The organism is Actinomadura scrupuli, assembly GCF_050971785.1.
GTDB classification, from domain to species: Bacteria; Actinomycetota; Actinomycetes; order Streptosporangiales; family Streptosporangiaceae; genus Actinomadura_E; species Actinomadura_E scrupuli.
In genome coordinates this window covers 171617-198539 of sequence record NZ_JBPCCU010000013.1, presented here as the reverse complement: position 1 = coordinate 198539, position 26923 = coordinate 171617, and the positions used below count along the sequence as shown (strand labels likewise).

19 protein-coding genes are annotated in these 26923 nt (G+C 72.4%); 12 read left to right on the top strand and 7 right to left on the bottom strand.

Annotated features, from left to right (window positions below; all coding sequences use genetic code 11):
- Window positions 1-7: 7 nt before the first annotated feature.
- Together ACRYCC_RS40145 and ACRYCC_RS40140 are read left to right on the top strand one after the other, a co-directional pair.
- Entirely contained in the window at window positions 8-772 is a 765-nt protein-coding gene (locus ACRYCC_RS40145; RefSeq protein WP_433819385.1) for an ABC transporter ATP-binding protein, read from the top strand.
- The gene (locus ACRYCC_RS40140) at window positions 762-1556 is read left to right on the top strand and encodes an ABC transporter ATP-binding protein (protein ID WP_433819332.1); all 795 of its coding nucleotides are present in this window, start codon (window positions 762-764) and stop codon (window positions 1554-1556) included. Before ACRYCC_RS40145 ends, ACRYCC_RS40140 begins: the two co-directional genes overlap by 11 nt.
- A 133-nt stretch (window positions 1557-1689) precedes the next feature.
- Here the strand turns inward: ACRYCC_RS40140 and ACRYCC_RS40135 are convergent, their stop codons facing one another.
- Complete coding sequence (locus ACRYCC_RS40135; protein WP_433819331.1) at window positions 1690-2226, bottom strand: DUF4352 domain-containing protein; 537 nt, start codon at window positions 2224-2226, stop codon at window positions 1690-1692.
- Window positions 2227-2638: 412 nt separating this feature from the next.
- On the opposite strand from ACRYCC_RS40135, the gene polA reads away from it, so the two are divergent.
- From polA to ACRYCC_RS40095, 8 genes are all read left to right on the top strand, one after another.
- Entirely contained in the window at window positions 2639-5332 is a 2694-nt protein-coding gene (gene polA / locus ACRYCC_RS40130; RefSeq protein ID WP_433819330.1) for a DNA polymerase I, read from the top strand.
- Window positions 5333-5391: 59 nt separating this feature from the next.
- Window positions 5392-5874 (top strand): GbsR/MarR family transcriptional regulator, encoded by a 483-nt coding sequence (locus tag ACRYCC_RS40125; protein ID WP_433819329.1) that lies wholly within the window; start codon window positions 5392-5394, stop codon window positions 5872-5874.
- A gap of 142 nt (window positions 5875-6016) precedes the next feature.
- On the top strand, window positions 6017-7033 hold the full coding sequence (locus ACRYCC_RS40120; protein ID WP_433819328.1) for a polysaccharide deacetylase family protein: 1017 nt from the start codon (window positions 6017-6019) through the stop codon (window positions 7031-7033).
- 256 nt (window positions 7034-7289) lie between these two features.
- Window positions 7290-8762, top strand: a complete 1473-nt coding sequence (gene rpsA / locus ACRYCC_RS40115; protein ID WP_433819327.1) for a 30S ribosomal protein S1 — start codon at window positions 7290-7292, stop codon at window positions 8760-8762.
- A 574-nt stretch (window positions 8763-9336) separates the two neighbouring features.
- Window positions 9337-11289 (top strand): endonuclease/exonuclease/phosphatase family protein, encoded by a 1953-nt coding sequence (locus tag ACRYCC_RS40110; RefSeq protein ID WP_433819326.1) that lies wholly within the window; start codon window positions 9337-9339, stop codon window positions 11287-11289.
- A 69-nt stretch (window positions 11290-11358) separates the two neighbouring features.
- Window positions 11359-11868, top strand: coding sequence for a GNAT family N-acetyltransferase (locus ACRYCC_RS40105; protein WP_433819325.1), 510 nt, complete (start codon window positions 11359-11361; stop codon window positions 11866-11868).
- A 35-nt stretch (window positions 11869-11903) separates the two neighbouring features.
- Complete coding sequence (coaE, locus tag ACRYCC_RS40100; RefSeq protein WP_433819324.1) at window positions 11904-12518, top strand: dephospho-CoA kinase; 615 nt, start codon at window positions 11904-11906, stop codon at window positions 12516-12518.
- A gap of 67 nt (window positions 12519-12585) precedes the next feature.
- Window positions 12586-13305, top strand: a complete 720-nt coding sequence (locus ACRYCC_RS40095; RefSeq protein WP_433819323.1) for a protein phosphatase 2C domain-containing protein — start codon at window positions 12586-12588, stop codon at window positions 13303-13305.
- Window positions 13306-13417: 112 nt separating this feature from the next.
- Here ACRYCC_RS40095 and ACRYCC_RS40090 read toward each other — a convergent pair whose 3' ends face one another.
- Window positions 13418-13822 carry a hypothetical protein gene (locus ACRYCC_RS40090; RefSeq protein WP_433819322.1) on the bottom strand — a complete coding sequence of 135 codons (405 nt, stop codon included), beginning with the start codon at window positions 13820-13822 and terminating at the stop codon, window positions 13418-13420.
- 93 nt (window positions 13823-13915) lie between these two features.
- Entirely contained in the window at window positions 13916-19690 is a 5775-nt protein-coding gene (locus tag ACRYCC_RS40085) for a WD40 domain-containing protein (RefSeq protein WP_433819321.1), read from the bottom strand.
- 62 nt (window positions 19691-19752) lie between these two features.
- Between ACRYCC_RS40085 and ACRYCC_RS40080 the strand changes: the two genes are divergently transcribed.
- Complete coding sequence (locus tag ACRYCC_RS40080; protein ID WP_433819320.1) at window positions 19753-20964, top strand: ArsB/NhaD family transporter; 1212 nt, start codon at window positions 19753-19755, stop codon at window positions 20962-20964.
- A gap of 48 nt (window positions 20965-21012) precedes the next feature.
- Here ACRYCC_RS40080 and ACRYCC_RS40075 read toward each other — a convergent pair whose 3' ends face one another.
- The 4 genes from ACRYCC_RS40075 to ACRYCC_RS40060 all read right to left on the bottom strand — a co-directional run bounded on the left by ACRYCC_RS40075 (window position 21013) and on the right by ACRYCC_RS40060 (window position 24590).
- Window positions 21013-21882, bottom strand: coding sequence for an inositol monophosphatase family protein (locus tag ACRYCC_RS40075; RefSeq protein ID WP_433819319.1), 870 nt, complete (start codon window positions 21880-21882; stop codon window positions 21013-21015).
- Window positions 21883-21896: 14 nt separating this feature from the next.
- On the bottom strand, window positions 21897-22589 hold the full coding sequence (locus ACRYCC_RS40070) for a hypothetical protein (RefSeq protein WP_433819318.1): 693 nt from the start codon (window positions 22587-22589) through the stop codon (window positions 21897-21899).
- A 12-nt stretch (window positions 22590-22601) separates the two neighbouring features.
- On the bottom strand, window positions 22602-23618 hold the full coding sequence (locus ACRYCC_RS40065; protein WP_433819317.1) for a hypothetical protein: 1017 nt from the start codon (window positions 23616-23618) through the stop codon (window positions 22602-22604).
- Between the two features lie 99 nt (window positions 23619-23717).
- Entirely contained in the window at window positions 23718-24590 is an 873-nt protein-coding gene (locus ACRYCC_RS40060) for a glycerophosphodiester phosphodiesterase (RefSeq protein WP_433819316.1), read from the bottom strand.
- 176 nt (window positions 24591-24766) lie between these two features.
- Here ACRYCC_RS40060 and uvrB point away from each other — a divergent pair, with 176 nt between their 5' ends.
- Entirely contained in the window at window positions 24767-26884 is a 2118-nt protein-coding gene (gene uvrB, locus ACRYCC_RS40055) for an excinuclease ABC subunit UvrB (RefSeq protein ID WP_433819315.1), read from the top strand.
- The last annotated feature ends 39 nt before the right edge of the window (window positions 26885-26923 follow it).

The window sequence follows — 26923 nt, the reverse complement described above, 5'->3', positions numbered from 1 at the left end:
CACGGCGATGCTCGAGCTGCGCCAGGTGGTGATGCGTTTCGGCGGCGTCACCGCCCTGCACGGCGTGGACCTCACCATCAGGAAGGGCGAGATCTTCGCGCTGATCGGCCCCAACGGGGCGGGGAAGACGACGGTGTTCAACGTGACCACCGGCGTCTACCGGCCGACCGAGGGCTCCGTCCACTTCGACGGAGACCAGATCAGCGGGATGAAGCGCTACAAGGTGACCAAGCGAGGCGTCGCCCGTACCTTCCAGAACATCCGGTTGTTCCACAACATGTCGGCGCTGGAGAACGTCATGGTGGGTGCGGACGCCCACCACAAGACCGGCGCGATCGGCGCCATCCTGGGCCTGCCGTGGCATCGCAGGGAAGAGCGGCGCGGCCGTGAGCGGGCCCTGGAGCTGCTGGACTTCGTCGGGATCGTCGACCGGTCGGAGGAGACCGCCAAGAACCTCCCCTACGGTGACCAGCGGCGGCTGGAGATCGCTCGGGCGCTGGCCACCGAGCCGAAGCTGCTGCTGCTCGACGAGCCCGCGGCGGGCATGAACCCGGCGGAGAAGATCGGTCTCCAGGAGCTCATCCGCAAGATCCGGGACTCGGGCCGCACGGTGCTGCTCATCGAACACGACATGGGACTGGTCATGGACATCAGCGACCGGATCGCCGTGCTGGACTTCGGCGAGAAGATCGCGGAAGGCCTGCCACGCGAGGTCCAGAGCAACCCGAAGGTCATCGAGGCGTATCTGGGGGCACCGGCCGATGCTTCTTGAGGTCGAGGACATCCATGTCCACTACGGGAAGATCGAGGCGCTCAAGGGCGTCACGCTGCAGGTCGACGAGGGGGAGATCGTCACCCTCATCGGGGCAAACGGCGCGGGCAAGACCACCACGCTGAAGACCATCTCCGGACTCCGGCCGCTGACCTCGGGGCGGATCACCTTCGCCGGCAAGGACATCAGCAAGCTGCCCGGCCACAAGCGGGTGCTCGCCGGGATCGGCCAGTCGCCCGAGGGCCGGGGGGTCTTTCCCGGCATGTCGGTCGAGGAGAACCTTCACATGGGCGCGTACGCCCGTAAGGGGGACCTCTCCAAGGACCTGGCCGAGGTCTACGAGCTGTTCCCCCGGCTGGCCGAGCGCAAGAAGCAGGCCGGCGGCACCATGTCGGGCGGCGAGCAGCAGATGCTCGCGATCGGCCGGGCGCTGATGACCAAGCCCCAGGTGCTGCTGCTCGACGAGCCGTCCATGGGGCTGGCCCCGCTGCTCGTCCTGCAGATCTTCTCGATCATCGAGGAGATCAACCGCCGCGGCACCACCGTGCTGCTGGTGGAGCAGAACGCGCAGCAGGCCCTGCAGATCGCGCACCGCGCGTACGTGATCGAGACCGGCAAGATGATCAAGAGCGCGCCGGCCCAGGACCTGCTCACCGACCCCGAGGTCCGGGCGGCGTACCTGGGCGGCGACCTCGCCGTCGACTCCGTGCCGCCGGCGCCGGAGCCGCCCTCGGTGACGAAGGCGGGTCCGTCCGCGGGACCGGACGAGAACGTACAGGACTGACGAGCGCAGGACTGACGAGCGGCCCGACGCCGCCGGCGCGCGCCCAGGGCGTACGCCGGCGGCGTCGGGCGTGCAGGGCCGGAACCGGGCGCGGGGCCGGCCGGACCGGGCGCGCCGGGCCCGGGAGCGGCCGTCAGCCCAGCTTGAGCTCGGTGCCCTGCTTGTCGAGCAGGTCGGTGAGGGTCGGGCCGCCGAACAGCAGGAAGCCGGAGATCTTCGTGCCGGCCGGGACGTCGAACCAGAGGTCGAACTCCAGGCGCACGGCCGCGCCGAGGTCGATGTGCTCGGGCTGCCGCTTGACCTGCATGGCGTTCTGGTCCGGGGGATAGGAGTGCCCGTCCGCGCTCAGGAGCCGCTGGCGGGTGTTGTCCAGCAGCGCGGTCGTCCGGCCGTCGTTGACGACCAGCAGCCGGACGCGCGTGAACCGGCCCTTCGGCCGGACGTCGGCGTGACTGCCCACCAGTTCGGGCATGCCGGTGGTCAGCCCCAGCAGGGTGAACGAGGTGTCGCCGTCGCTGACCGGCCGCAGGCGCAGCGCCTTCTCGTCGGGCCGCGCCGTCTGCGTCGGCAGCGCGTACGTCTGCGGCCGCCCGGCCTCGTCGCCGCCCGAACAGGCCCCGAGCGCTCCGCACACGAGTGCCGCCACGGTGGCCAACAAGATCGTCCGCATGACGTGACAGTAGGTCGTGCCCTCGCGGCTGAGAATGCCCCGGCGGCTCTCGCAACCCAACTGTAACCAGTGACCCGGCATTGCCGGTTTCCGGACCCGTGTCCGGGACGCGCCGCCGGGACGCCCCGGCCAGGCGCGACGGCGGGGGTGAGGGGCCCGGGACCGCCTTTGGGGCCGGACGCGCTTTCCGGCTGCGTACCTTATCTACTCGGCGGTCCCGGGCCCTGAGATTCCCACCGTAGCGAGCGGCGGCCCGCGGGCGCAAAGAATGCCCGGCTCCGGCTGCGGGCGGCCCCGGACCAGGGCCGCCCGCCGAGGGCGTCCCGCCACGCCGCCGAGCAGGCCGTACGGGGGCGCGCGAAACCTCGGCCGGGTGCCCGAAACTGTCCGGCCCGGCGGCTAGGCTCACAGCGTGGCCACGACTGAACCGACCCCTGACAACGACCGGTTGCTCCTGCTGGACGGGCACTCCCTGGCATATCGGGCGTTCTTTGCGCTGCCGCTGGAGAACTTCTCCACGACGACCGGGCAGCCGACCAACGCGGTGTACGGCTTCACTTCGATGCTCATCAACGTGCTGCGCGACGAGAAGCCGACCCACGTGGTGGTCTGCTTCGACCGGTCCGAGCCCACGTTCCGGCACGAGGAGTACGTCGAGTACAAGGCGGGCAGGCGGGAGACCCCCGACGACTTCCGCAGCCAGATCAGCCTGATCTTCGAGCTGCTGGAGGCGCTGCGCGTCCCGTTCGTGTCGGTGGCGGGGTTCGAGGCCGACGACCTGATCGCCACGCTCGCGACCCAGGCCGTCGAGGACGGCATGGACGCGCTCATCGTCACCGGCGACCGGGACGCTTTCCAGCTCGTCGGCGACCGGGTGACCGTGCTCTACCCGCGCAAGGGCGTCTCCGACCTGGCCCGGATGACCCCGGCGGCGGTGACCGAGAGATACGGTGTGCCGCCCGAGCGCTACCGCGAGCTGGCCGCGCTGGTCGGCGAGTCCAGCGACAACCTGCCCGGGGTGCCCGGGGTGGGCCCCAAGACCGCGGCCAAGTGGCTCACCCAGTTCGGCGACCTGGACGGCCTCGTGGCGCACATCGACGAGATCAAGGGCAAGGCCGGCGACAGCGTCCGCGCGCACCTCGCCGAGGTGCTGCGCAACCATCAGATCAACAAGCTGATCTGCGACGTGCCGATGAAGGTGCGGCCGGCCGAGCTGACCATCGGCCAGTGGGACCGGGACGAGATCCACACGCTGTTCGACACGCTGCAGTTCCGGGTGCTCCGGGAGCGGCTGTACGCCACGCTGTCGGCGGTCGAGCCCGAGGCCGACGAGGGCTTCGAGGTCGAGGTCGTGCGCCCCGGCCCGGGGGAGGTGGCCCAGTGGCTGGCCGAGCACGCCGGGGGGCCGGGCCGCACCGGCATCGCGGTCAGCGGCCGCTGGGGCCGCGGCACCGGCGAGCTCACCGGCATCGGGCTGGCCGGCCTGGACGGCTCCGGCGCCTACCTCGACCCGGCGGAGCTGATCGAGGAGGACGAGCGGGCCCTGGCCGCCTGGCTGTCCGACCCGCGGCGGCCGAAGGCCGTGCACGACGCCAAGGGGCCGATGCTGGCGTTCGCCGCCCGGGGGCTCACGCTCGACGGGCTGACGAGCGACACCGCGCTGGCCGCCTACCTCGCGCTGCCCGGCCAGCGCAGCTTCGACCTCGGCGACCTGGCGCTGCGCTACCTCCACCGGGAGCTGCGCCAGGAGACCGAGGAGACCGGCCAGCTCACCCTCGACGGCACCGACGAGGAGGCGGCGACGTACGACCTGGTCGTGCGGGCCCGCGCCGTGGTCGAGCTGGCGGACGCGCTCGACCGCGACCTGGAGCGCCGCGGGGCGACCCGCCTGCTGGTCGACGTGGAGCTGCCGCTGGTCCGGGTGCTCGCCGGCATGGAGCGGCTGGGCATCGCGGTCGACGGAGACCATCTGGCCTCGCTGTCGTCGACCCTCGGCGGGCAGGTCAAGGCGGTCGAGGAGCTGGCGCACGGCGCGGTCGGCCACGAGTTCAACCTCGGCTCGCCCAAGCAGGTCCAGCAGGTGCTCTTCGACGAGCTGGGGCTGCCCAAGACCAAGAAGACCAAGACCGGCTACACCACCGACTCCGAGGCGCTGACCAACCTGCTGGTCGGCAACGGCCATCCGGTGCTGGAGCACATCCTGCGCTGGCGGGAGGTCGCCAAGCTCAAGAGCATCGTGGACTCGCTGATCCCGATGGCCGACGACGCCGGCCGGATCCACACCACGTTCAACCAGATGGTGGCGGCCACCGGGCGGCTGTCCTCGACCGACCCCAACCTGCAGAACATCCCCACCCGCACCGCAGAGGGGCGGCAGATCCGCGAGACGTTCGTGGTCGGGGCGCCCTTCGAATGCCTGCTCACCGCCGACTACAGCCAGATCGAGCTGCGGATCATGGCGCATCTGTCCGAGGACGCCGCACTGATCGAGTCGTTCTCCTCGGGCGTGGACTTCCACACGATCACCGCGGCGCGGGTGTTCGACGTGCCGCTGGAGCAGGTCGACGGTGAGCTGCGCAGCCGGATCAAGGCGATGAACTACGGGCTGGCCTACGGCCTGTCGGACTTCGGGCTGTCCCAGCAGCTGCGCATCGCGCCCAGCGAGGCGCGGGAGCTGATGGAGGAGTACTTCCAGCGGTTCGGCGGGGTGAAGGACTACCTCGACGCGGTGGTGAAGCGGGCGACCCAGGACGGCTACACCGAGACCCTGCTGGGCCGCCGGCGCTACCTCCCCGATCTCACCTCCGACAACCGGCAGCGCCGCGAGATGGCCAAGCGGATGGCGCTCAACGCGCCGATCCAGGGGTCGGCCGCGGACATCATCAAGGTCGCCATGCTGCGGGTGGACGCCGCGCTGCGCGAGTCGGGGCTCGCCTCCCGGATGCTGCTGCAGGTCCACGACGAGCTGATCTTCGAGGTGGCCACCGGCGAGCTGGAGAGCCTGCGGGCTCTGGTCGGCGAGCAGATGAGCGGGGCCTTCGACCTGCGGGTTCCGCTGGAGGTGTCGATGGGCACCGGGTGCAACTGGCACGAGGCCGGCCACTGACGCCGGCGGCCGCACCCGGAAAAGATCACGGGCCGCCCCGATCGGTGGATACTGGCGGCGTGCGAACGGGCGAAGATCATGAGGTGGGCGCCGACGTCCTGCGGTTCGTCGAGGAGGTGGCGATCACCCTCGAGGGCCTGGGGCTGATCCGCATGGCCGGGCGGGCGGTCGGCTGGCTGCTCATCTGCGACCCGCGCGAGCAGACCTTCACCGAGATCGCCGAGGCGCTGCAGGCGAGCAGGGGGACGGTCAGCTCCGCGCTGAAGTCCCTGGTCGCCGCGGGCTGGGTCGAGCGCCGGCGGGCCGAGGGCGAGCGCAGCGACCGGTTCGGCCTGCGCCCCGGCCGGTGGGTGGAGCTCAGCCGCGCCCAGAACGCCCACTGCGCCACGATGACGGTGCTGGCCGCACAGGGGCTGGAGCTGCTCGCCGACGCCCCGCCCCGGCGGCTGGACCGGCTGCGCGAGATGCGCGACTTCCACCTGTGGCTGGACCGCGAGCTGCCCGGCCTGTGGGAGCGCTGGGCGGCGGAACGAAACTCGTGACGGCTCGACGGCGCGTCGTGCGGCCATGTTCATGGTCACTGTGCGTGAGCCGACGTACGCTGGCCTGGCCGTATCCGCCGCCGTCGTCGGGAGCGCCGTGCCCCACCTACACAGACTCGCTGGCCTGCTGCTTCTCTGCGCCGTGATCGCGGGGGTGTTCGCCCCGCCGCAGGCGGACCACGACGCGTCCCCCGGCGGATCCACGCGGAAGGTCGTGGAGCGGCGCCCGGCGGACGACCGGGCCGGGCCGCCGCCCGCCTCGGCACCTGCGGCGGCGCGCACGGCCGCGGCCAACGAGCTCGGCGAGGTCCCGGTGCTGATGTACCACCGGATCATCGCCAAGCCGCAGTCCTCGCTGGACCGCAGGCCCGAGGATCTGCGGGCCGAGCTGACCAGGCTGGCCCGGGAGGGCTACGTGCCGGTGACGGCCGCCGAGTTCGTCTCCGCCCGGATGGACATCCCGGCGGGCCGGCATCCGGTGGTGCTGACCTTCGACGACGGCTCGAACACCCATCTGGCCCTGGACGCGCAGGGCGACCCGATGCCGGACACCGCGGTGGGCGTGATCATGGCGGTGGCGGCGCAGAACCCCGGGTTCCGGCCGGTCGCGACGTTCTTCGTCAACCACGATCCGTTCACCCTCGGCCCCCGCACGGCCGACGCGGTCCGCTGGCTCGTCCAGCACGGGTTCGAGATCGCCAACCACACCACCCATCATCTGGACCTGGCCGGGATGAGCAAGGAGCAGGTGCAGAAGGAGATCGGCACCGACCAGAGGATGATCATCGACCTGGGCGGGGCGCCCCCGATCACCTTCGCGTTCCCGTTCGGCGCCTTCGCCCACCTGGACTGGGTCGATCATGGCAACGCCGGGGGAGCGAAGTGGGACTTCGCCGGTCTGTTCCTGGCCGGCTGGAAGCCCGCCAGTTCGCCCTATCTGAAGGGCTACGATCCTCGGGGGATCCCCCGGATCCGCTCCCAGGGCAAGATCAAGGAGGACGGCTGCAAGCAGTTCTGCTCAGAGGCGTGGCTGGACTGGCTCGCCCATAACCCGGACAGGAGATACACCTCGGACGGCGATCCCCGGGTGATCTCGTACCCGGCGGCGAAGGCCGGGTATCTCGCCGGCCGCTACAGGCCCCTGGGCCGGGCGTACTGAGCCGGTCATCCCGGTCCGCGCCGAGGTCGCCGGCGCTCGGAATTGACCCGGAGCCCCAGGTCTCATATGCTGATCGCTGCGCTGTGGGCCTGTGCACGCCTCGGACGGAGCAGGCACGCGCTCGCTCAGGTCGACATCGGTTCAGTCTTCCGGCGGGGTCACGATCACCCGCCACTTCCGGTCTTGGCAGGGACGATAAAGGGCCCTCCGCGCACCACCGACACCTACCATGTCCGCATCCGGAGCCAGCCCACACATGACGAGCAGCACCGAAGCCACCTCGACCACCCCGCAGGTAGCGGTCAACGACATCGGTTCCGCTGAGGATCTCCTCGCGGCCATCGACTCGACCATCAAGTACTTCAACGACGGCGACATTGTCGAGGGCACTGTCGTCAAGGTCGACCGAGATGAGGTCTTGCTCGACATCGGGTACAAGACCGAGGGTGTCATCCCCTCACGTGAGCTCTCCATCAAGCACGACGTCGATCCGAACGAGGTCGTCGCGACCGGAGACCACGTCGAGGCCCTCGTTCTCCAGAAGGAGGACAAGGAAGGCCGCCTCATCCTGTCCAAGAAGCGCGCTCAGTACGAGCGGGCCTGGGGCACGATCGAAAAGATCAAGGACGAGGACGGCATCGTCACCGGCACGGTCATCGAGGTCGTCAAGGGTGGTCTCATCCTCGACATCGGGCTCCGTGGCTTCCTTCCCGCCTCTCTGGTGGAGATGCGCCGGGTGCGCGACCTCCAGCCGTACGTCGGCAAGGAGCTCGAAGCCAAGATCATCGAGCTGGACAAGAACCGCAACAACGTGGTCCTGTCCCGCCGTGCCTGGCTCGAGCAGACGCAGAGCGAGGTCCGCCAGACCTTCCTCAACACCCTGCAGAAGGGCCAGGTCCGCAAGGGCGTCGTCTCCTCGATCGTCAACTTCGGCGCGTTCGTCGACCTCGGCGGCGTCGACGGACTGGTGCACGTCTCCGAGCTGTCCTGGAAGCACATCGACCACCCCTCCGAGGTGGTCGAGGTCGGCCAGGAGGTCACCGTCGAGGTGCTCGACGTCGACATGGAGCGCGAGCGGGTCTCGCTGTCGCTGAAGGCGACGCAGGAGGACCCGTGGCAGCAGTTCGCCCGGACCCACCAGATCGGCCAGGTCGTCCCCGGCCGGGTCACCAAGCTGGTGCCGTTCGGTGCGTTCGTCCGCGTGGAGGAGGGCATCGAGGGCCTGGTGCACATCTCCGAGCTCGCGGAGCGCCACGTCGAGATCCCCGAGCAGGTCGTCCAGGTCGGCGACGAGATCTTCGTCAAGATCATCGACATCGACCTCGAGCGGCGCCGCATCAGCCTCTCGCTGAAGCAGGCCAACGAGGGCGCGGCCGGCATCGAGGACGAGGACTTCGACCCGACGCTGTACGGCATGCCCGCGGAGTACGACACCGAGGGGAACTACAAGTACCCCGAGGGCTTCGACGCGGACACCGGCGAATGGCTCGAAGGCTTCGACGACCAGCGGGAGACCTGGGAGAAGCAGTACGCCGAGGCGCGTACCCGCTTCGACGCCCACCGCAAGCAGATCGAGGAGTCCCGCAAGGCCGAGGCCGAAGCGGCCGGTGGTGCGGCGGAGACGTCGTACTCCGGTGGCAGCGAGCCCGACGAGGCGGCGGGCGGCGCGCTCGCCTCCGACGAGGCGCTGGCCGCACTTCGCGAGAAGCTCTCCGGCAACCAGGGCTGACCGGCAGGCCGGTCCATCCGGCAGGCTCGTGACACGGGGCCGGGCGGCACTCCCTCCCAGGGAGCGCCCCCGGCCCCGCGCCATTCCCTCCCCGCCCCACTTCCCCCGGAGCCGCGCCCCGCACCCCCCGGCGCGCCTCCGCTCCCCGCGCGCTCCCGCCTCCCGCGCGTCCCATGCCCCGAGCGCCCCGTGCGCCCCGTGCGCCCCGAGCCACCCGTAGGCCCCGCACCGCCCGTACGCCCGCACCTCTCGCCCCTCCCGTGCACCCCGCACCTCCTCGGCGGAGCCGTACGACTGGGCCTTGCGGCTCCCGCGTGCCCCCAGGTCCCCGGCCTCCGCGTGGCCCCCGTGCGTGGCCCCGGCCTCCCCGAGCCGGCCACTCCCCAATCCGTGATCATGCAATCGCTCGACGATAGATTGCATGATCACGAAGGGCTGGAGCGATGCCGTTCCCGTCGGTGTCCTCTGCTACGGTCGGCTCTGTCCGCAATGACGGGGCCGGGTCCGGGCACGAGCCGCTCGCTCCGGTCCCTGGCAGCAGTCCGATCCAGCTCTTCCCGGGAGCGTCTTTCTGGTGACCACGACCGACACAGGCACACAGACCGGGGGTCCGGCCCAGGCGGCGGGACCCTCGATCGTTCCGCAGGGCCCGGCGCGGCTCGCGCTGATCGCGGTGACGATCGCGGTGCTCGCGCAGACCCTGCGCTTCTCCCTTCCCCAGTTCGGCCATCTGTCCGAGTCGGCGGGCGCCGGCGGCGTCGCGGCCCTCGTGCTGCTCACGCACCTCGCCGGGTTCCTGGCGCCGGTGATCCGGACGGTCGGCGGCCCGCGCGCGCTGGTGGCCGTCGGCGTGGGCGGGCTGCTGGCGGTACGGCTCGTCGCGCAGGCGGTGTCGCCGCAGCTGTGGCTGGCCTTCGCCGGCACCGCGCTGGGCATGATCGCGGTCGCGGGGCTGTACGAGGCGGCCCGCGGGCTGTCCGGCGTCGGTTTCGCCACCGCCGCGGTCGCGGGGCTGGCCATCGACACCGCGGTCCGGATGACCTTCGCCACGTGGGACCCGGTCTGGCAGTCCGGAGTGGGCCCGTGGGCGGTCTGCGTGCTCCTGGTCGGGCTCGGCTTCGCCGCGCTGGCCCGGGAGCTGTCCTCCGGCTCCGTGCCGGCCCCCGGGGTCTCCTGGCGGGACGCGCTGGGCGCCGCCGCGTTGGGCCCGTTCCTCGCCCTGCAGGTGCTGGCGCTGTCCAGCCCGGCGTTCGTGGCGTCCGCGGGCTGGCAGTCGCTCACCGGGGCGGGCGTCACCGTACTGGCCGGGCAGGCCCTGGCGCTGGGCTTCCTCGCCTCCGGGCTGGCGGTGCGCGCGGTGCCCGGCGGGGTGTGCGTCCTGGGCGGCACCGTCCTGGGGCTCGCGGCGGGCGCCGTCGCCGGCACCTACGCGATCTCCGGGATGCCGGCCGTCGCCATCGTGGTCGCCGGCCAGGTGCTGTCGGCGTGGCTGCTGGCCGTGGCGTGCCGGGCCCCGCTGCGCCGGGCCGGCCTGGGCGGGCAGGAGGTGCGGCGGGTCGACCTCGGCGCCGCCCTCGGCGGCCTGCTCATCGCCGTGATCCTGGTCCCCTACGGTCTCGGCGCCGTACGGTCCCTGCCGATCCCCAACAACCTGCTGCCCGGACTGGCGGGCATCCTGCTGGGCCTGCTGGCCGCGATCGCCGCGGCCCGGGGCGGCCCGCTGCCGGCCCGTGCCCCGCTGCGCGCCCTCACCGCGGGCGGCTCCGCCCTCGTCCTGCTGGCCGGCACGTTGGGCTTCATCATGACCACGCCGGGGCAGGTGCACGATCCGGTCGCCCGCACCAGCCTGCGCGTCGTGAGCTACAACCTCCACGAGGCCGTCGACGGCCGGGGCCGGGTCGACCTGGAGGGCGCAGCCCAGGCCATCGGCGAACAGCGCGCCGACGTGGTGCTCCTGCAGGAGGTGAGCCGGGGCTCGCTGTCGTCGGGCACCACCGACGTGGGCGTGTGGCTGTCCCGCCGGCTCGACATGCACCTGATCTGGGGCCCGGCCACGGACGGCCAGTCCGGGAACGCGATCCTCACCTCCCGTCCCGTCCGCTCCTCGGGCACCGCCCGGCTGCCGCACGCGGACGGCGCGCAGCTGCGCGGCTACGTCTGGGCGCGGCTCGACGTCGCCGGGCGGGTCGTCACCGTCTGGTCGACCCAGCTGCAGGGCGGCGCGGGGCAGAGCCGGATCCGCACCGCCGAGATCGGCCAGCTGATCCAGGACTGGGGCGACGCGCCGCGCACGATCATCGGCGGCGACCTCAACGCCGACACCGGCAGCCCCGAGATGGGCCGGCTGGACAACGAGACCGACCTGCGCAGCGCCCTCGGCGACGCCTCCGGCCCCACCACGAAGGACGGCTCCCGCACCGACTGGCTCCTCGGCACCGACGATCTCATCTTCTCCGACGCCGCGGTCCACCGCTCCGGCCCGTCCGACCACTACCCGGTGGCGGTCACCGTCAAGATCAGCGGCTGAGGCGTTCCGGACGCGGCCGGAGCGGGCCATCCCGGAGACCGGGCCGCCTCGTCCGGATAGGGTCTGCTCATGGTTGAGGGGCTCGACGGTGTCCGGATCGAGCGGGCGGCGCCGGAAGACGCGGGAGAGATCCTGACCGTGCAGCGGGCGGCCTACGTCGCCGAGGCCCAGCTCTACGGCGACCCCTTCATCCCGCCGCTGGTGGAGTCCCTGGAGCAGATCCAGCGGGTGCTCGCCGGCGACGCGGTGGTGATGAAGGCCGTCGCCGGTGACCGCATGGTCGGCACCGTGCGCGCGCAGTTCAGCGATCAGACCTGCCTGGTCGGCCGGCTGGTGGTCGTCCCCGACCTGCAGGGCAGGGGTCTGGGGACGGTGCTGATGAAGGCCCTGGAGGCCGAGGTCGTGGAGCGGGCCGCGGCCCTGGTGCTGTTCACCGGCCATCTGAGCACCGGCAACCTGCGGCTCTACCGGCGGCTCGGCTTCGCGGAGACCCACCGCGAGAGCATCGCCGCCCATCTCACCCTGGTGCACATGCGCAAGGTCCTGCCCGCCGCCGCCCCCTCCGCCCGGCGCCGCTGACACCCCCGTTGCGCCCGGCCGGTACGCTCCTGCGTGTGCTGCGAGTGGGATTGACCGGTGGAATCGGTGCGGGCAAGAGCGAGGTGTCGCGGCGCCTGGTCTCCCGCGGCGTGGTCCTGATCGACGCGGACGCGATCGCGCGGGAGGTGGTGCGCCCCGGCACTCCCGGGCTGGCCGCCATCGTCCGCGAGTTCGGCGACGGGGTGCTGCTGCCGGACGGGACGCTGGACCGGCCCAAGCTCGGCGGTATCGTCTTCGGCGATCCCGAGCGCCTGGCCAGGCTGAACGCGATCACCCATCCGCTCATCGGCCGGCGGTCCCAGGAGCTGTTCGACTCCGCTCCCGAGGACGCCATCGTCGTGTACGACATGCCGCTGCTCACCGAGGGCAATCTGGCGTCCCTGCACGACGTGGTGATCGTCGTGGACGTCCCGGAGGAGACCCAGATCGCGCGCCTGGTCGCCGACCGAGGCATGACCGAGGCGGACGCCCGGGCCCGGATCGCCGCCCAGGCGACCCGCGAGCAGCGGCTCGCCATCGCCGACCACGTGATCGACAACTCCGGTTCGTTCGAGGATCTGGACGCGCAGGTCGAGGTGGTCTGGGCCGACCTGGTGCGGCGGGCGGCGGCCCTGAGCGACCCGGCCTGATCGCGTTCTCGGCTACGGTGGGAGCCGTCCGAGCCTTCCCCCCGGCCCCGGAGGAACCGTCCCCGTGATGCGCGTGTCCTGGGCGACCGAGCCCGGCAGCCCCGACCGTCCCAACGAGGATTTCGTGGCCGCGGCCTCCGGTGCCGTGGTGGTGCTGGACGGGTGCAGCCTGCCGCTGGGCACCGACCTCGGCTGCCTGCACGGCACCGCCTGGTACGCCCGGCGGCTGGGCACCCGGCTCCTCGCCAGGCTGCTCGATGACCCGTCCGTGCCGGTCGGCGAGCCGGACGGCGAACCGCTGCGAGCCGCGCTGGCGGCGTCCATCGACGAGGTCGCCGCCGCCCATCGCGGCACCTGCGACCTCGGCCATCCGGACACGCCCGCCGCCACGGTCGTGGCGCTGCGGGTGCGCGGCGACGCCGTCGAGTACCTCGTGCTCGCGGACTCCTCACTGGTCCTGCACACGCTCGGCCGGCTCGAGGTCGTGACCGAGTCCATGGCCCGGACCTACGCCGCCGCCCGTCCGGAGGCGGCGCAGCGGGCGGTGACCGGTGTCGTGCCGCTGACGGGGCTGCGCCGGGCCGCGCTGCTGACCGACGGCGCGACCAGGCTCGCGGACCGGTTCGGTCTCAACGACTGGCGGGAGCTGGTGCACCTGCTGGAGGAGTACGGCCCGGAGTCGCTGATCCAGCGGACGCGGGAGGCCGAGCTCACCGACCCGGACGGACGGCGCTGGCCGCGCGGCAAACGCCACGACGACGCGACCGTGGCCTTCTGCACCTTCTGACCGCGCGCATCTCCTGACCGCGCGCATCTCCTGACCGCGCGCATCTCCTGACCGCGCGCACCTTCTGACCGCGCCTCCCGGCGCCGGGACCGTGCCCGCCGGAGCGGCCCGGTCAGGACGACGCGAGCGCCTGGGCCTGGTTGACCTGCTGCTGCACCCAGGAGGCGACCATCGGGTTGTGCGCCGGGATCTGGGTGGAGTGGCGCAGCCCGTCCTGGCCCTGCACGGTGACGGTGATGAAGCCGTGCACCTGTGACTCCTTGGCGAGCAGGAAGAACAGGCTGAAGATGCAGATGAAGAAGAACCCGATGAGCGCCACGATGATCGCCCAGGGCGGCGTGGTCTGGGTGACGTAGGTCTGGTTCTGGACCGACCACATCGAGCCCCGCAGTGCGTAGCGCCCGTGCGGCACGATCACCGAGGTCTGGGTGACGGTGATGTCCCCGACGGTGAACAGGACGGGGTCCAGGTCGCCGCCGCCCTGGGGGTACATCGGGGGCGGGGTCCAGTAGCTCACTGCTTCTCCAGGCTCGCGAACATCGTCGATCCTTGACCACTTTAGGGGCTCAGACCATGCCGTGGTATCCCCAAAGCCCTTTCCCGTGGGGGTTCAGAACTCCGTGTCGTGCGGGAGCAGCCGTACCGCCGTCAGATAGGGGTCGAGCTCGCCGGGCTCGAACCGGCACATGTTGATCGCGTACCAGAACTGGCCGGCCACCTCGCGGTGCTGCTTGTAGCGGCCGTCCGGCGCCAGCGCGGCCCACCCGTCGGGCAGGCCGAGCAGCGTCATCCGCTGGACGGGGACCTCGCCCGACAGGTCCCACACGATGATCGTGCCGTCGTCGCCGGCGCTGGCCAGCCGGGCCCCGTCCGGGCTGAAGGCGACCGACCAGACCCGCCGGGCATGACCGGGCAGGGTGTGCAGATGACGGCCGGTGTGCGGATCCCACAGCCGGATCACCAGGTCGTCTCCGGCCGTGGCGAGCAGCGCGGCGCCGGGCTGGAAGGCGGCCGCCCACAGCCGCCCGGTGTGCCGGGACAGCACCTGGGTGAGCGTGCCGGTCCGGGGGTCCCAGAGCCGGGCGGTGCCGTCGTTGGCGGCGCTGGCCAGCAGGGTGCCGGTGGTGTCGAAGGCCACGCAGTAGACCCGGTCGATGTGCCCGCTCAGCGTGGACAGGCAGGTGCCGGTCTCCGCGTCCCACACCCGGACGGTCCGGTCGTCGCAGCCGGTGGCGACCAGCCGGCCGTCGGGGCTGAAGTCGATCGAGCGGACCCGGCCGCGGTGGTCGGCCAGCGTGGTGACGAGCCGGCCGGTGGTGCGATACCAGAGCCGTACGGTGTCGTCGTCGTTGGCGGTGGCCAGGATCGTCCCGTCGGGGCTGAACGCCTGGGCCCACACATGGTCGGTCTCGACGTTGAGCTCGCGCTCGAACGCCCAGGTGCCGGACTGCCACAGGTGCACCCCGCCGTCATTGCTGGCGGTCGCCAGCCGCGCGCCGGCCGGGCTGAAGCTCGCCGAGGTGAGCCGGTCGGCGGTGCCCGTCAGCTCCTTGAGCCGCCGGCCGGTGCGCGGATCCCAGATCCGCACGACGCCGTCGTTGCCGCTGGCGGCCAGCATCGAGCCGTCCGGGCTGAACCGCACCGAGGTGATCCGGCGGCCGTGCCCGCGCAGGGTGTGCGTGCACTGCCCGGTGCCGGTGTCCCACAGCCGGGTGGTGCCGTCGTTGCTGCTGGTGGCGAGCTGCGCGCCGTCCGGCCGGAAGGCGAACGGCCACACCGATCCGCGGTGCCCGGACAGCTCCTGCCGCTGCCGGCCCGTCACCGGATCCCACAGCCGCACCGACCCGTCGCTGTCGGCGGTGGCCAGCGAGCCGCCGCCGGGGGTGAAGGCGACCTGGTAGACCGCGCCGGTGTGCCCGGTGAGGGTCTGCAGGGCGCGGCCGGTGCCGCGGTCCCACAGCCGTACGGACCCGTCGGTGTCGCCGGTGGCGATGAGCCGGCCCTCGGGATGGAAGGCGAGGGTGTAGATGCGGCCGGTGTGGCCGAGGAACTCCTGGAGGATCTCCCCGGTGCCGGCGTCCCACAGCCGTACGACCCCGTCCCGGTCGCCGGCCGCCAGCACCGTGCCGTCGGGGCTGTAGACGATGCGGTAGACCGCCCCGGCGTGGCCCTTCAGGGTCTGCCGGAGGGAGCCGTGGTGCAGGTCCACGCCGCCTCCGCCGCTGAGGTCCCAGCTGCGGATGACCGCGCCGGCGTCGCCGGTGACCAGCGCGGTGCCCTGCGGGTCGAACGTCGCGGTGTAGATCGGCGAGGTGTGGCCGGGGAAGGCGGCGAGCAGCTCGCCCGAGGAGGTGTCCCACACCCGGATGACGCCGTCGGCGTCGCCGGCGGCCACCCGCGACCCGTCCCGGCTCAGCAGCAACGGCCAGACCCCGTCCGGGTGCACCTCCAGGATGTGCCTGCACTGGCCGGTGGCGGTGTCCCACAGGCGTACGGTGCCGTCCCCGGAGCCGGTGGCCAGGGGGGCGCCCGGCGGCCCGTAGACGACGGCGTAGGCGCGGTCCCGGTGGCCCTGCAGGGTCCGCAGCGGCCGGCCGGTCTCGGTGTCGCAGATCAGCACCCCGCCGTCCTCGCTGCCGATCGCGACGGTGCCGCCGTCGGGGCTGTAGGCGACCGGTTCAGGCAGCCGGCTGGTCTGGAAGTGGAAGCCGTACGGCACGCCCACGGCGGACGGGGCCAGCTGGACCTCGACCGGGCGGCCCGGCACGACGGCGGCGTCCCGCAGCTCCGGTGCCTCGGTCAGCCGGGTGGAGGCGGTGACGTCGATGAGGGCGGCCTGGGTCCAGCGGCTGCCCTCCACCGCGACGTCCCGCAGGTCGGCGCGGGCCAGCCGGGCCCGGGACAGGTCGGCGCCGCGCAGGTCGGCCCCGGTCAGCCGCGCCTCGTCCAGCCGGGCCCCGGCGAGGCAGGCGTCGCGCAGCACCGCCCGGGACAGGTCGACGCCCACCAGATGGGCGTGGGTGAGGTCGGCGCCGGTGAGGTCGACCTCCTGCAGGTCGCGGTAGGACAGGTCCTCGCCCTGCAGCTTCGCGCCGCGCAGGTCGGTCCGGGCGGGGGTGCGCAGCCGGGTGGTGATCCTGATGGCGTTGGCCCGGGAGACGTCGTCGGCCCCGGCGTCCGACAGCACCCCGGCCGCCCACGCCTGGCAGGCCCGCGCGTCGGCGAGATCGCAGAGGAAGTCCACGGTGAGCTGCGAGAGCGTACGCCGCGACAGCGGGGCCGGGGCGGCGGTGCCCGCCGCGAACTCGTCGGCGATGTGCTGGGCGACCAGCCACTCCACGACCGAGCCGTGGATGAAGCCGAACAGGCCCTCGTCGGTGCGGACCAGGAGGCTGCCGGCGCCCACCGCGTGCACCGCCTGGCCGCCGGGCAGGTGCCCGTCGGCGAGCCCGGTCAGGGTGCCGGCGACCTCGGTGAGCTCGGCCAGGCGGAGATACGGCTCGTTGGTCTCCCAGAGCCGCAGGGCCAGGATGCCCAGGGCCTGCCAGAGGTCGTCCTGGCTCAGCCCGACGGGGCTGCCGGGCGTGCCCTGCACCCGGTGCTCCTCGTAGGCGATCCAGGATCCGAGGATCTCCCGGTAGAGGTCGGCGGCGCTGACGGTGCGCTTGGCCTGCGCGACGGCGAGCAGCCGGTCCTCGGCCAACTCGGCGATGAAGCTGAGCATCCGCGGGTTCTGGGAGAGCCCCAGGAGGTCCTCGATGCCGCCGAGCAGCCGCAGCCGGGCGTCGGCCTGGTCCTCGTCGTCGTACCGGTTGACCAGGTAGGACCTGATCTGTGCCTGGGTGAAGTCCTCGATGCCGAGGACCCGGCGCTGGGGCAGCACCCCCACCCGCTGGCCGAGCGCGGTGAACACCTGCGCGTGCGACTTGAAATGCTGGGTACGGCTGGCCACGACGATCTTCGCCTTGTCCTGCGCCGCCTGCAGCAGGGTCTCCAGGTGGTCGGCGGCCCGGTCGTAGGTGACCCGGGTGACCAGCTCGTCGAAGCCGTCGAAGAGCAGCACGATGCGGCCCTGGCGCAGCATGTAGTGGAACGCCTTGAGGTCGATCATCTCCTCGCCGTGGTTGGCGAGGTGCGCGGCGACCAGCCCGTCCACGGTGTGCGCCTTGTCGAGCGCCCGCAGCTCGATGAGGATCGGGACGAGGTGGGGGTTCTCGGTGGCGATCCGGCGGGCGACCTCCCGCATCGCGAAGGTCTTGCCGTGCCCGAAGTCGCCCAGCACCAGCAGGAACCGGCCGTGGTCGGAGGCCAGCAGGTCGAGCATCTCGCCGACCAGGTCGTCGCGGATGCCCTGGTCGGCCCGGTCGAGCTCGCGGAACCGCTGCGGCACGTACAGCCCGGGGGGATAGAGCCGGGTGTCGGAGGTGAGCCGGACGGTCTGCCGGCCGACGTAGTCCGACAGGTCGAGCAGGCCCTGGAACTCGGTGAAGCTGCGCAGCCGTACCCCGCGGCGCAGCGCCTCCTCGCGCAGCGCCCGGGGCGGGGCGGGGCCGAGGTAGACCAGCTCGGACCCGTGGTCGGGGCCGCCCGCGTGCACGTGCCGGACGAAGGCCTCGACGTCGTCCGGGGAGGGTTCGCCGACGTGCGCGCCGACCCGGAACTGCCGCACGAACCCGTCCTCCATGTGGGTGACGAGCAGATGCGGCGGATCGGCGGCCACCCGCCGGGTCTTGGCGCGTTCGAACCGGGTCTCGCACGCCTCGGCGATCCGGTCGAGCAGCTCGTCTCCGGGCCCGGCAGGGAGGGCGCTGTCGCCGGGATCGGCCGGCGGCGGGATCGCCGGGACGGGCTGCTCGGGCGGCGCCGTCGCGGGGAAGGTGCCGCCGACGGAGTGCCAGGCGTGCTCGGCCCGGTCGGGCTCGCGGTCGCCGCCGTCCCGGCGCCGGCGGGTCAGCCCGTCCGCCGTGATCTGCAGGATCTGGTGGCGTCCCGGCGCGAGCGCGGGCACGCAGGGCGGCCCGGAGCCGCCGGACAGCAGGTCGATCTCGTCGCCGGGGGCACCGTGCACGATGAGGTTGAGACGGGAGCCGAGCAGCCGCTCCAGGGTGCCCGGATCGCGCAGCGAGTCGCGCCCGCCGGCCAGCGGCTCGTGCTGGAGGGCGCCCAGCCGCAGCCAACCCTCCTGCTCGAACGGCCGCAGCCGCTCGGCGAACCACGCGGCCTGTGCCTCGCCGAGCCAGCCGTATCGGTCGTCGTCGCGGTGGCTGTAGGCCATCGTGGAGTTGAGCCCGGCGACGACGACCTTGATCTCCGGGATGGGGAAGAGCGTCCACGGCTGGGCGCTGTCGAACACGACGCTGTCCAGCCCCTGGTAGAGCTCCTCGAACAGGCCGGAGAAGTGCCGCCACTTGGGCCAGTAGGGCGGCTGGGGCTCGATGTCGTCGGCTTCGCAGGTGTTGAAGTAGGCGCGGCAGGCGGCCCGGGTCACGTCACGGGCACCGGGCACGACCACGACCCGCTGCGGCTCCAGGCCGAGCAGCGCGCGCAGCCCGGTGAGGAAGGCCAGCGCCTGGCCGGACTCCTTGAGGCTGCCGGACTCGGTGAGGTCGCCGGTGACGACGAGGAGGTCCGGCCGGGCCACGCCGTCGTCGGCCAGCCGGGTCAGGTCGCCCCAGATGCGCGCCTGCAGCTCGGCGGCGCCGACCGGCTCGTCCGCGCCGGTCGGGATCCGGCCGAACCGCGGGCCCGACACGTGCAGCACCGTCACCGACTCGCGCACGCTCCGCTCGGACGACCCCGCGGCCGGGTAGGACGGCGGTGCCACCGGGGTGCGCCGGGCCGGGCGGTGGCCGGTCAGCGCCGGTGGCCGGGGAGCGGTGAGGATCTCGCCGTCGATCGTGTCCGGGGCGTTCGGATAGCCCGGCCCGCTCAGCGGCTTGGCGCGGCCCGACAGCGTGTCCTGGATCCGGTCCATCAGCAGGGTGCGGGCCTGGGTGGCGTCGTCCACCCCGACCAGGTCGACGTAGGTGATCGTGGACAGCAGCCCCTCCAGCGGGCTGTCGTCGAGCCGGATGGTGACCAGCTTCGCGGCGGGGTTGTCGGGGTTGGCGCGCAGCGCCGCCTGCCACTCCATCCGGCCGTACCGGGACCGCAGGTAGTTCTTGGACAGCACCGCGATCACCACGGCGGCCTCGCTGACCCCGCGGTCCATGAAGTCGATGAAGTTGGTGCCGGGCACGAAGTCCCAGGCCTGCATCATCGTGCGGTAACCGGCCGACTCCAGCTCCCAGGCGATCCAGGACGCCCAGCGCTCGTCGGCGGGGGAGTAGCTGATGAAGAAGTCGGTGGGCCGATCCGATCTGGGGTGCTCGTCCCGGCGGGTCATGCGGACAGTATTACTCGTAGCGGCGGGGCTTTGTCGGTCCTCGTCATGGGATCATGGCGACCGTGTCAGGCCACGAGGAACGAGTCCGTGCGGTGCTCCCCCGGCCGGGCGTCCTGGACTGGGTCAGGATCGGGCTGCTGCTCGCCGGGGTCGTCTTCGTGGCCACCGGGATGCTGCCCGCCGCCGACGCCGAGGCCAGCGTCCGCCGGATCGCGCCGCTGCTGCTCTTCCTCGGCAGCGTCATCGTGCTGGCCGAGCTGACCAAGGAGGCCGAGGTCTTCGACGTCCTCGCGACGCGGATGGCCCGGGCCGGCCGCGGCGGCTACGGGGTCCTGTTCGTCATGTGCGTCGCGTTCGCCTCGCTCACCACGATGTTCCTCAACCTCGACACGACCGCCGTCCTGCTCACCCCGGTGATGCTGGCGCTGGCGCCGAAGGCGCGGATCGCGCCGCTGCCGCTGGCCATGACGACCGTCTGGCTGGCCAACACCGCCAGCCTGCTGCTGCCGGTCTCCAACCTCACCAACCTGCTCGCCGCCGACCGGGTGGCGCTCACCGCCCCCCGGTTCGCGGCGCGCATGTGGCTCCCGCAGCTCGCCGCGATCGCCGCGACCATGCTGTTCCTGTGGATCTTCTTCTGGCGGCGCGGCGCGCGGGGCGCGGACCGCTACACCCCGCCGGAGCCGGCCGTGATCGGCGACCGCGTCCTGTTCGCCGCCACCGGCGGCGCCTGCCTGCTGTTCATCGCCGGCATCCTGGCCGGGGTGCAGATCGGGCTCGCCGCGACCGGGGCCGCCGCCATCGCGGTGGTGGCCTTCGCGGTCCGGGACCGGTCGCGGCTGCGCCCGGCCCTCCTCCCCTGGCAGCTCCTGGTGTTCGTGACCGGGTTGTTCCTGGTGGTGCCCACCTTCATGCGGTACGGGCTGTCCGACCTGATGACGTGGCTGATCGGGACGGGCGACGGCGTCGCCGGAGACCTGCGCGCCGCGGCCGCGGGGGCGGGGCTGTCCAACGTCGTCAACAACCTGCCGGCCTACGTGGCGGGGGAGGCCGTCGTCCCGGTGGCCAACCACGATCAGCTGCTCGCCCTGCTGATCGGCACCAACGTGGGCCCGGTCGTCACGCCCTGGGCCTCGCTGGCGACCCTGCTGTGGTTCGAGTGGTGCCGGCGCAGGCAGGTACGCGTGCCGCTGCGGACGTTCGTGCTCACCGGGACCGTGCTGACCCTCGTGGCGCTTCCGGTGACCGTCGCCGCCCTGCTGGTCACCGGCTGAGCCGCCGGCCTGCCCGCCGCTCCGGACCCGGGGCCCGCCCCGGGGTGATCAGCCGGCGGTGACCGGCCCCACGGCGCGGGCGAGGCCGGGTTCGAGCCGCCGGGCCGCCGCCACCGTCTCCAGCAGCCCCTCGATCAGCTCCGGGCGGCCGGCCACGAAGCTGCGGTCCCGGTCGGGCAGGTCGATGCGGTGGTCGAAGGGCGTGCCGTCCAGGGCGTGGATCGCCAGCCCCGCCTCCACGGCGATGAGCGCGCCCGCCGGGAGGTCGACCATCTCGGCGCGGTAGCCGACGATCCCGTCGATGTGGCCGCGGGCCAGCATCACCCAGGCCAGCAGCGGCGCCCAGAGCTGGAGCAGCCGTACCGCCCTGGCCTCCAGCAGCAGCTTGAGCGCCCGCGCGCTGCGGTCGCCGGGGGGCACGGCGTGGCCCTGCGTCCAGGCGAGCACGGGGCGCCGCGCGGGCGCGCGCACGGCGGGACGGAGCGTGCCGCCCCCCGGCCCCCGGGTGCCGCCGTGCCGGGTCGCCGACCAGGTCTGCCCGGTCACCGGGCTGTGCACCACGCCGAGCACCGGGATCTTGTCGTGGCACAGCGCGATGCCCACGGAGTAGACCGGCAGCCCGATCGCGACGTTGTTGGTGCCGTCGAGGGGATCCACCAGCCAGACGCAGGCGTCCTCCGCGCCCAGCACGCCCGACTCCTCGGCGATGATCTGATGGTCGGGGTAGACCGACTGGAGGCGCTCCAGGATGAGCTTCTCCGCCGCGATGTCGAGATCGGTCACCACGTCCCCCGCCGTCCCCTTCGGGCGGATTCCGGACGGCTCCCGCTCACCGCCCCGCAGCAGGGCCCCGGCCGCCTCGGCGGCCTCGATGGCGACCCGCTCGGCCCGGCCGAGATCGATCGGGGCACTGGTCACGTGGCACCTCCGGATCAGGCGGCATGGGTGGCGGCGAGCCGCTTCGCCGAGAGCCGTGCGGCGTGGACCGTCTCGGCGGCGTCGCAGCGCCGCCGGTCCACACGATGGGTGGGTGTCGTGAGCGCCCCGAGGGAGAGGTCCGCGCCGACCGGCACCGCCGGCCGCCCCTGGCCGGTGTGCCCAGCGGTGGCGGTGCGGCCGAGCGCGACGGTGGCGGTCTCGTGCCCGGCCTCGACCACGGTGCTGTGGAAGACCCCGGCGGGAAGGGTGTAGACCGCGCCGGTCCGGTGCGTCTGCACGGCTCCGGGGACGTAGCGGACCGTACGCCCGGTGGCCCTGATCTCGTCGAGGTCCCCGTGGCTGACGACCTCGAAGACCCGGTGGGTGGCGCCCTCGCCGATGCCCGCCACGATGTTGCTGAGCCGCCCGTACAGCACGAAGCTGACCAGCTCCCAGCTGTGGCAGTGCACCTGCGAGGTGGTGGGGGCGGCGTGCGCGAGCAGCGGTGACCACAGGTGCAGGCAGACGCCGAGGTGGCCATGGCGCTCCACCGGCAGGCAGACGAAGCCCAGTGGGTGGCGGACCGCCTCGACCGGCCGTCTGCCCGCGGCGACGTCCTCCAGGACCTTCATGGCCCAGCCCGGCAGCGACTCCCCGGCGGTGCCCCGGGCGATCTCCGCGTACACGTCCTCGTACAGCGTGCTCATGGGCCCCCGCCCTCACTCGTAGGGGTTCTTGGCCTGCAGGGCCTTACGGGCGATGTCGCCGACGTCCCGGTCGGTGAACGAGCGCGGCAGGCCGAGGTTGAGCACGTCGAAGAGCTTGCGCACCTCCTCCACGGTCGGCTCGTCGCCGAGCGGGGCGGCGCGCGCCTGCTCGATCGGGACCCGGCGGGCCTGGTCGAGGCTGGCCAGCAGCTCGGTGCTGCACCAGTCGTAGTAGAACTGTCGCCGGTCGACCATGATCGCCGGGGCGCTCGGGTCCTCCCGGGTGATCACCACGCAGCTGGCAGACAGGTCCCAGCGGAAGGTCGTCATGGCCGACGACAGCCCGATGTCGATGTCGAGCAGCCGGAACCGCTGCCGGTGCCAGCAGGCGGCCAGGATCGTGGCGAACGACTCCTTGCGGGTCCGCTCCAGGGTCCACAGCTCGCCGCTGCTGTCGGTCTCGTCCAGCGCCGACCGGCGGAACCGGGCGTAGGTGTCGCACACCTCCTCGTCGGTGGGGTCGAGGATCTCCAGCCGCACCAGGAGGGCCCGCCGGTCACGGCGCGCGAAGCCGACGCACTCCGGCAGCGTCACCGCCCGGATGTAGGTGCCGGTGCCGCCCTTGTAGATCCACCGGTCGGTGGTCTTGCGGGCCTCCGCCAGGGTGGGCGCCACCTCCGCGCCGTTGAGCACCTGGACCACCGAGCTCTCGTCGAGCGCCTGCCGGGTCCGCGCGACGAGGCTCTCCAGCTCCTCCATCCGGCTGAGCCGCTCGGGGAGCGCGTCGAGCACCCGGGAGGCGCCGCGCAGGGTGTCGCGCACCTCCTCCTCGACCGGGATGCGCCGGTAGCGGTCCCGCAGGATCGCGGTGGCCAGCAGGCCGAGGACCACCAGGGTGGCGCTGGCGACGACCTCGCTCTGCTTGTCGCCCAGCGCCGGGCTGAGCCCGAGGGCCCCCACGAACACGGCGAGCAGCAGCGCGACGGCGGCATCGGCGTTCCTGGCGAGCCACGCAGCGAACCGCACCATAGAGGCATCCCCGTGTCTTCGGTGGCGCCGTCATCGTAACCAGCCCGGCACGCCCGGCCAAGGTGATTTTCCACCCACGGGCATTGGCGCGCGGCGGCGTCAGCGGGCCGCGGGCATCGCGCCGGGCCGGTCGGTGACGATGCCGTCGACACCGGCCGCGATCATGCGCCGCATGACCGCGGGGTCGTCCACCGTCCAGGCGAAGACCTTGAGATGCCGCCGGTGGGCCCGGGACACGTACGAAGTCGTTACCTTCCGGTAAGGGCTGTTGAGGTACCCGGCGTACGTGCCCAGGCTCTTGAGCTGCCGGGCCTTGGCGGTGCCGAGCAGCCCGATGCGCGCCTCCGGCAGCAGCGCGTGGAATCTCCGGGCGAACTTCCAGTCGTAGCTCTGCACGATCAGCCTGCCGGACCGCAGCCAGGACCGGTGGGCGCGCAGCTCGGCGGCCACGCGCTCGCCGATGCCGGGATCGCGGCCGGGCGACTTGACCTCCAATAACAGGCCGAGACCGCTGCCGTCCATCGCCCGGAGCGTCTCGCCGAGGGTGGGCACCCGCTCCCTCCGGAACCGCCGGCCCCGCCACGATCCGGCGTCCAGCCGGCGGATCTCCGCCAGGGTGAACTCCCGGATCCGCCAGGGTGCGCGGCGCGGGAAGACCCGCTCGGCGTCGGTCGTGCGGGCCAGTGTGGCGTCGTGCATGATGACCAGCTGGCCGTCCCTGGTCCGCCGGACGTCCAGCTCGAACAGGTGCGCGTGCCTGCGGGCGGCCTCGCGGAACGCCGCGAGGGTGTTCTCGGGCGCGTACGCCGAGGCCCCCCGGTGGGCGACGTAGAAGACGGGCGGAGCGGGGCCGGCCGGCCGCAGGGCCTTGCGGGGCGTGGGCCGCAGCCCCGGAACCGCGGAGATGCCCGGAATCGGCATCGTCGCCAGGGTCATGACGAGCACGGCGTATGGGGCGAGCCAACGCAACATCGGGCCTCCGCGGTCAAGGGGGGCCAGATCCGAATATAAGCGATCAGAGATCCGTGCTCGCGAGCGGGGGACGCCGTTCGGCCCCCGCCGTCCCGGGAAATGTCACAGGCCGGTCGTACGTTGGTACAGAGACATCTTTCACCGGCTCCGGCCGGCCCGGACCAGGGGAGAGCAGCGTGCGGCCAGTCACCGACCTTCAGCGAAAGGTGGCGCCGTTCGAGGTCGTCACCGACATGACGCCCTCCGGCGATCAGCCGGCCGCGATCGCGGAGCTGGAGCGGCGGGTCGGCCAGGGGGCCAAGGACGCGGTGCTGCTGGGCGCCACCGGCACCGGCAAGACCGCCTCGATCGCCTGGCTGATCGAGCGGCTGCAGCGTCCCACCCTGGTCATGCAGCCCAACAAGACGCTCGCGGCCCAGTTCGCCAACGAGCTGCGCGAGATGCTGCCCAACAACGCGGTGGAGTACTTCGTCTCCTATTACGACTACTACCAGCCGGAGGCGTACGTCCCGCAGACCGACACCTACATCGAGAAGGACTCCTCGATCAACGAGGAGGTGGAGCGGCTGCGGCACTCGGCGACCAACTCGCTGATCACCCGCCGGGACACCGTCGTGGTCGCCTCGGTGTCGTGCATCTACGGCCTGGGCACCCCGCAGGAGTACGTCGACCGGATGGTGCGGCTGCGGGTCGGTGACGTGATCGAGCGCGACCAGCTGCTCCGCCGGTTCGTGGAGATGCAGTACGCCCGCAACGACCTGGCGTTCACCCGCGGGAGCTTCCGGGTGCGCGGTGACACCGTGGAGATCATCCCGCAGTACGAAGAGCTCGCCGTCCGGATCGAGATGTTCGGCGACGAGATCGAGAAGCTGGCCACCCTGCACCCGTTGACCGGCGAGGTGATCACCGAGGACGAGGAGCTCTACATCTTCCCGGCCACCCACTATGTCGCGGGCGCCGAGCGGATGGAGCGCGCCATCAGCGCCATCGAGGTGGAGCTGGAGGAGACCCTCGCCACCCTGGAGCGGCAGGGCAAGCTCCTGGAGGCGCAGCGGCTGCGGATGCGCACCACCTACGACCTGGAGATGATGCGGCAGATCGGCAGCTGCGCGGGCATCGAGAACTACTCCCGGCACATCGACGGCCGCGAGCAGGGCAGCGCCCCCAACACGCTGCTCGACTTCTTCCCCGAGGACTTCCTGCTGGTCGTCGACGAGTCCCACCAGACCGTGCCGCAGATCGGCGCCATGTACGAAGGCGACGCCTCCCGCAAGCGGATGCTGGTCGAGCACGGCTTCCGGCTGCCCTCGGCGATGGACAACCGGCCGCTCAAGTGGGAGGAGTTCCTCGAGCGGATCGGGCAGACGGTCTACCTGTCCGCCACCCCCGGCAAGTACGAGCTCAACCGGGTCAAGGGCGACGTCGTCGAGCAGGTCATCCGGCCCACCGGGCTGATCGACCCCGAGGTCGTCGTCAAGCCGACCAAGGGGCAGATCGACGACCTGATCCACGAGATCCGGCTGCGCACCGAGAAGAACGAGCGGGTCCTGGTCACCACCCTGACCAAGAAGATGTCCGAGGACCTCACCGACTACCTCCTGGAGCTCGGCATCCGGGTCAGGTACCTCCACAGCGAGGTCGACACCCTGCGCCGGATCGAGCTGCTGAGGGAGCTGCGGTCCGGCGACTTCGACGTGCTGGTGGGCATCAACCTGCTCCGCGAGGGCCTCGACCTGCCCGAGGTGTCGCTGGTGTCCATCCTGGACGCCGACAAGGAGGGCTTCCTGCGGTCGGACACCTCGCTCATCCAGACCATCGGCCGCGCGGCGCGCAACGTCTCCGGCCAGGTGCACATGTACGCCGACAAGGTCACCCCCTCGATGGAGCGGGCGATCGACGAGACCAACCGGCGCCGTGCCAAGCAGGAGGCCTACAACTCCGAGCACGGCATCGAGCCGACGGCGCTCCGCAAGAAGATCGCCGACATCCTCGACACGATCGTCCGCGAGGACGCCGACACCGAGCAGCTCATCGGCGGGTCCGGCCGTCAGCAGAGCCGTGGCAAGGCGCCCGTCCCGGGGCTGGCCTCACGCAACCGGGAGGCCGGCAGGCACGCGTTCGACCTGGTGGGGGAGCGGCCCCGCGCCGAGATGGAGGGGCTGGTCGAGTCGCTCACCGAGCAGATGCACTCGGCCGCGGCCGACCTGCAGTTCGAGCTCGCCGCCCGGCTCCGCGACGAGCTCAAGGAGCTCAAGCGCGAACTCCGCGACATGAAGGAGGCCGGCGTCTCCTGACCGGCGGCCTGCCGGGGCTTCCCGGCCCGGAGTCGCCGG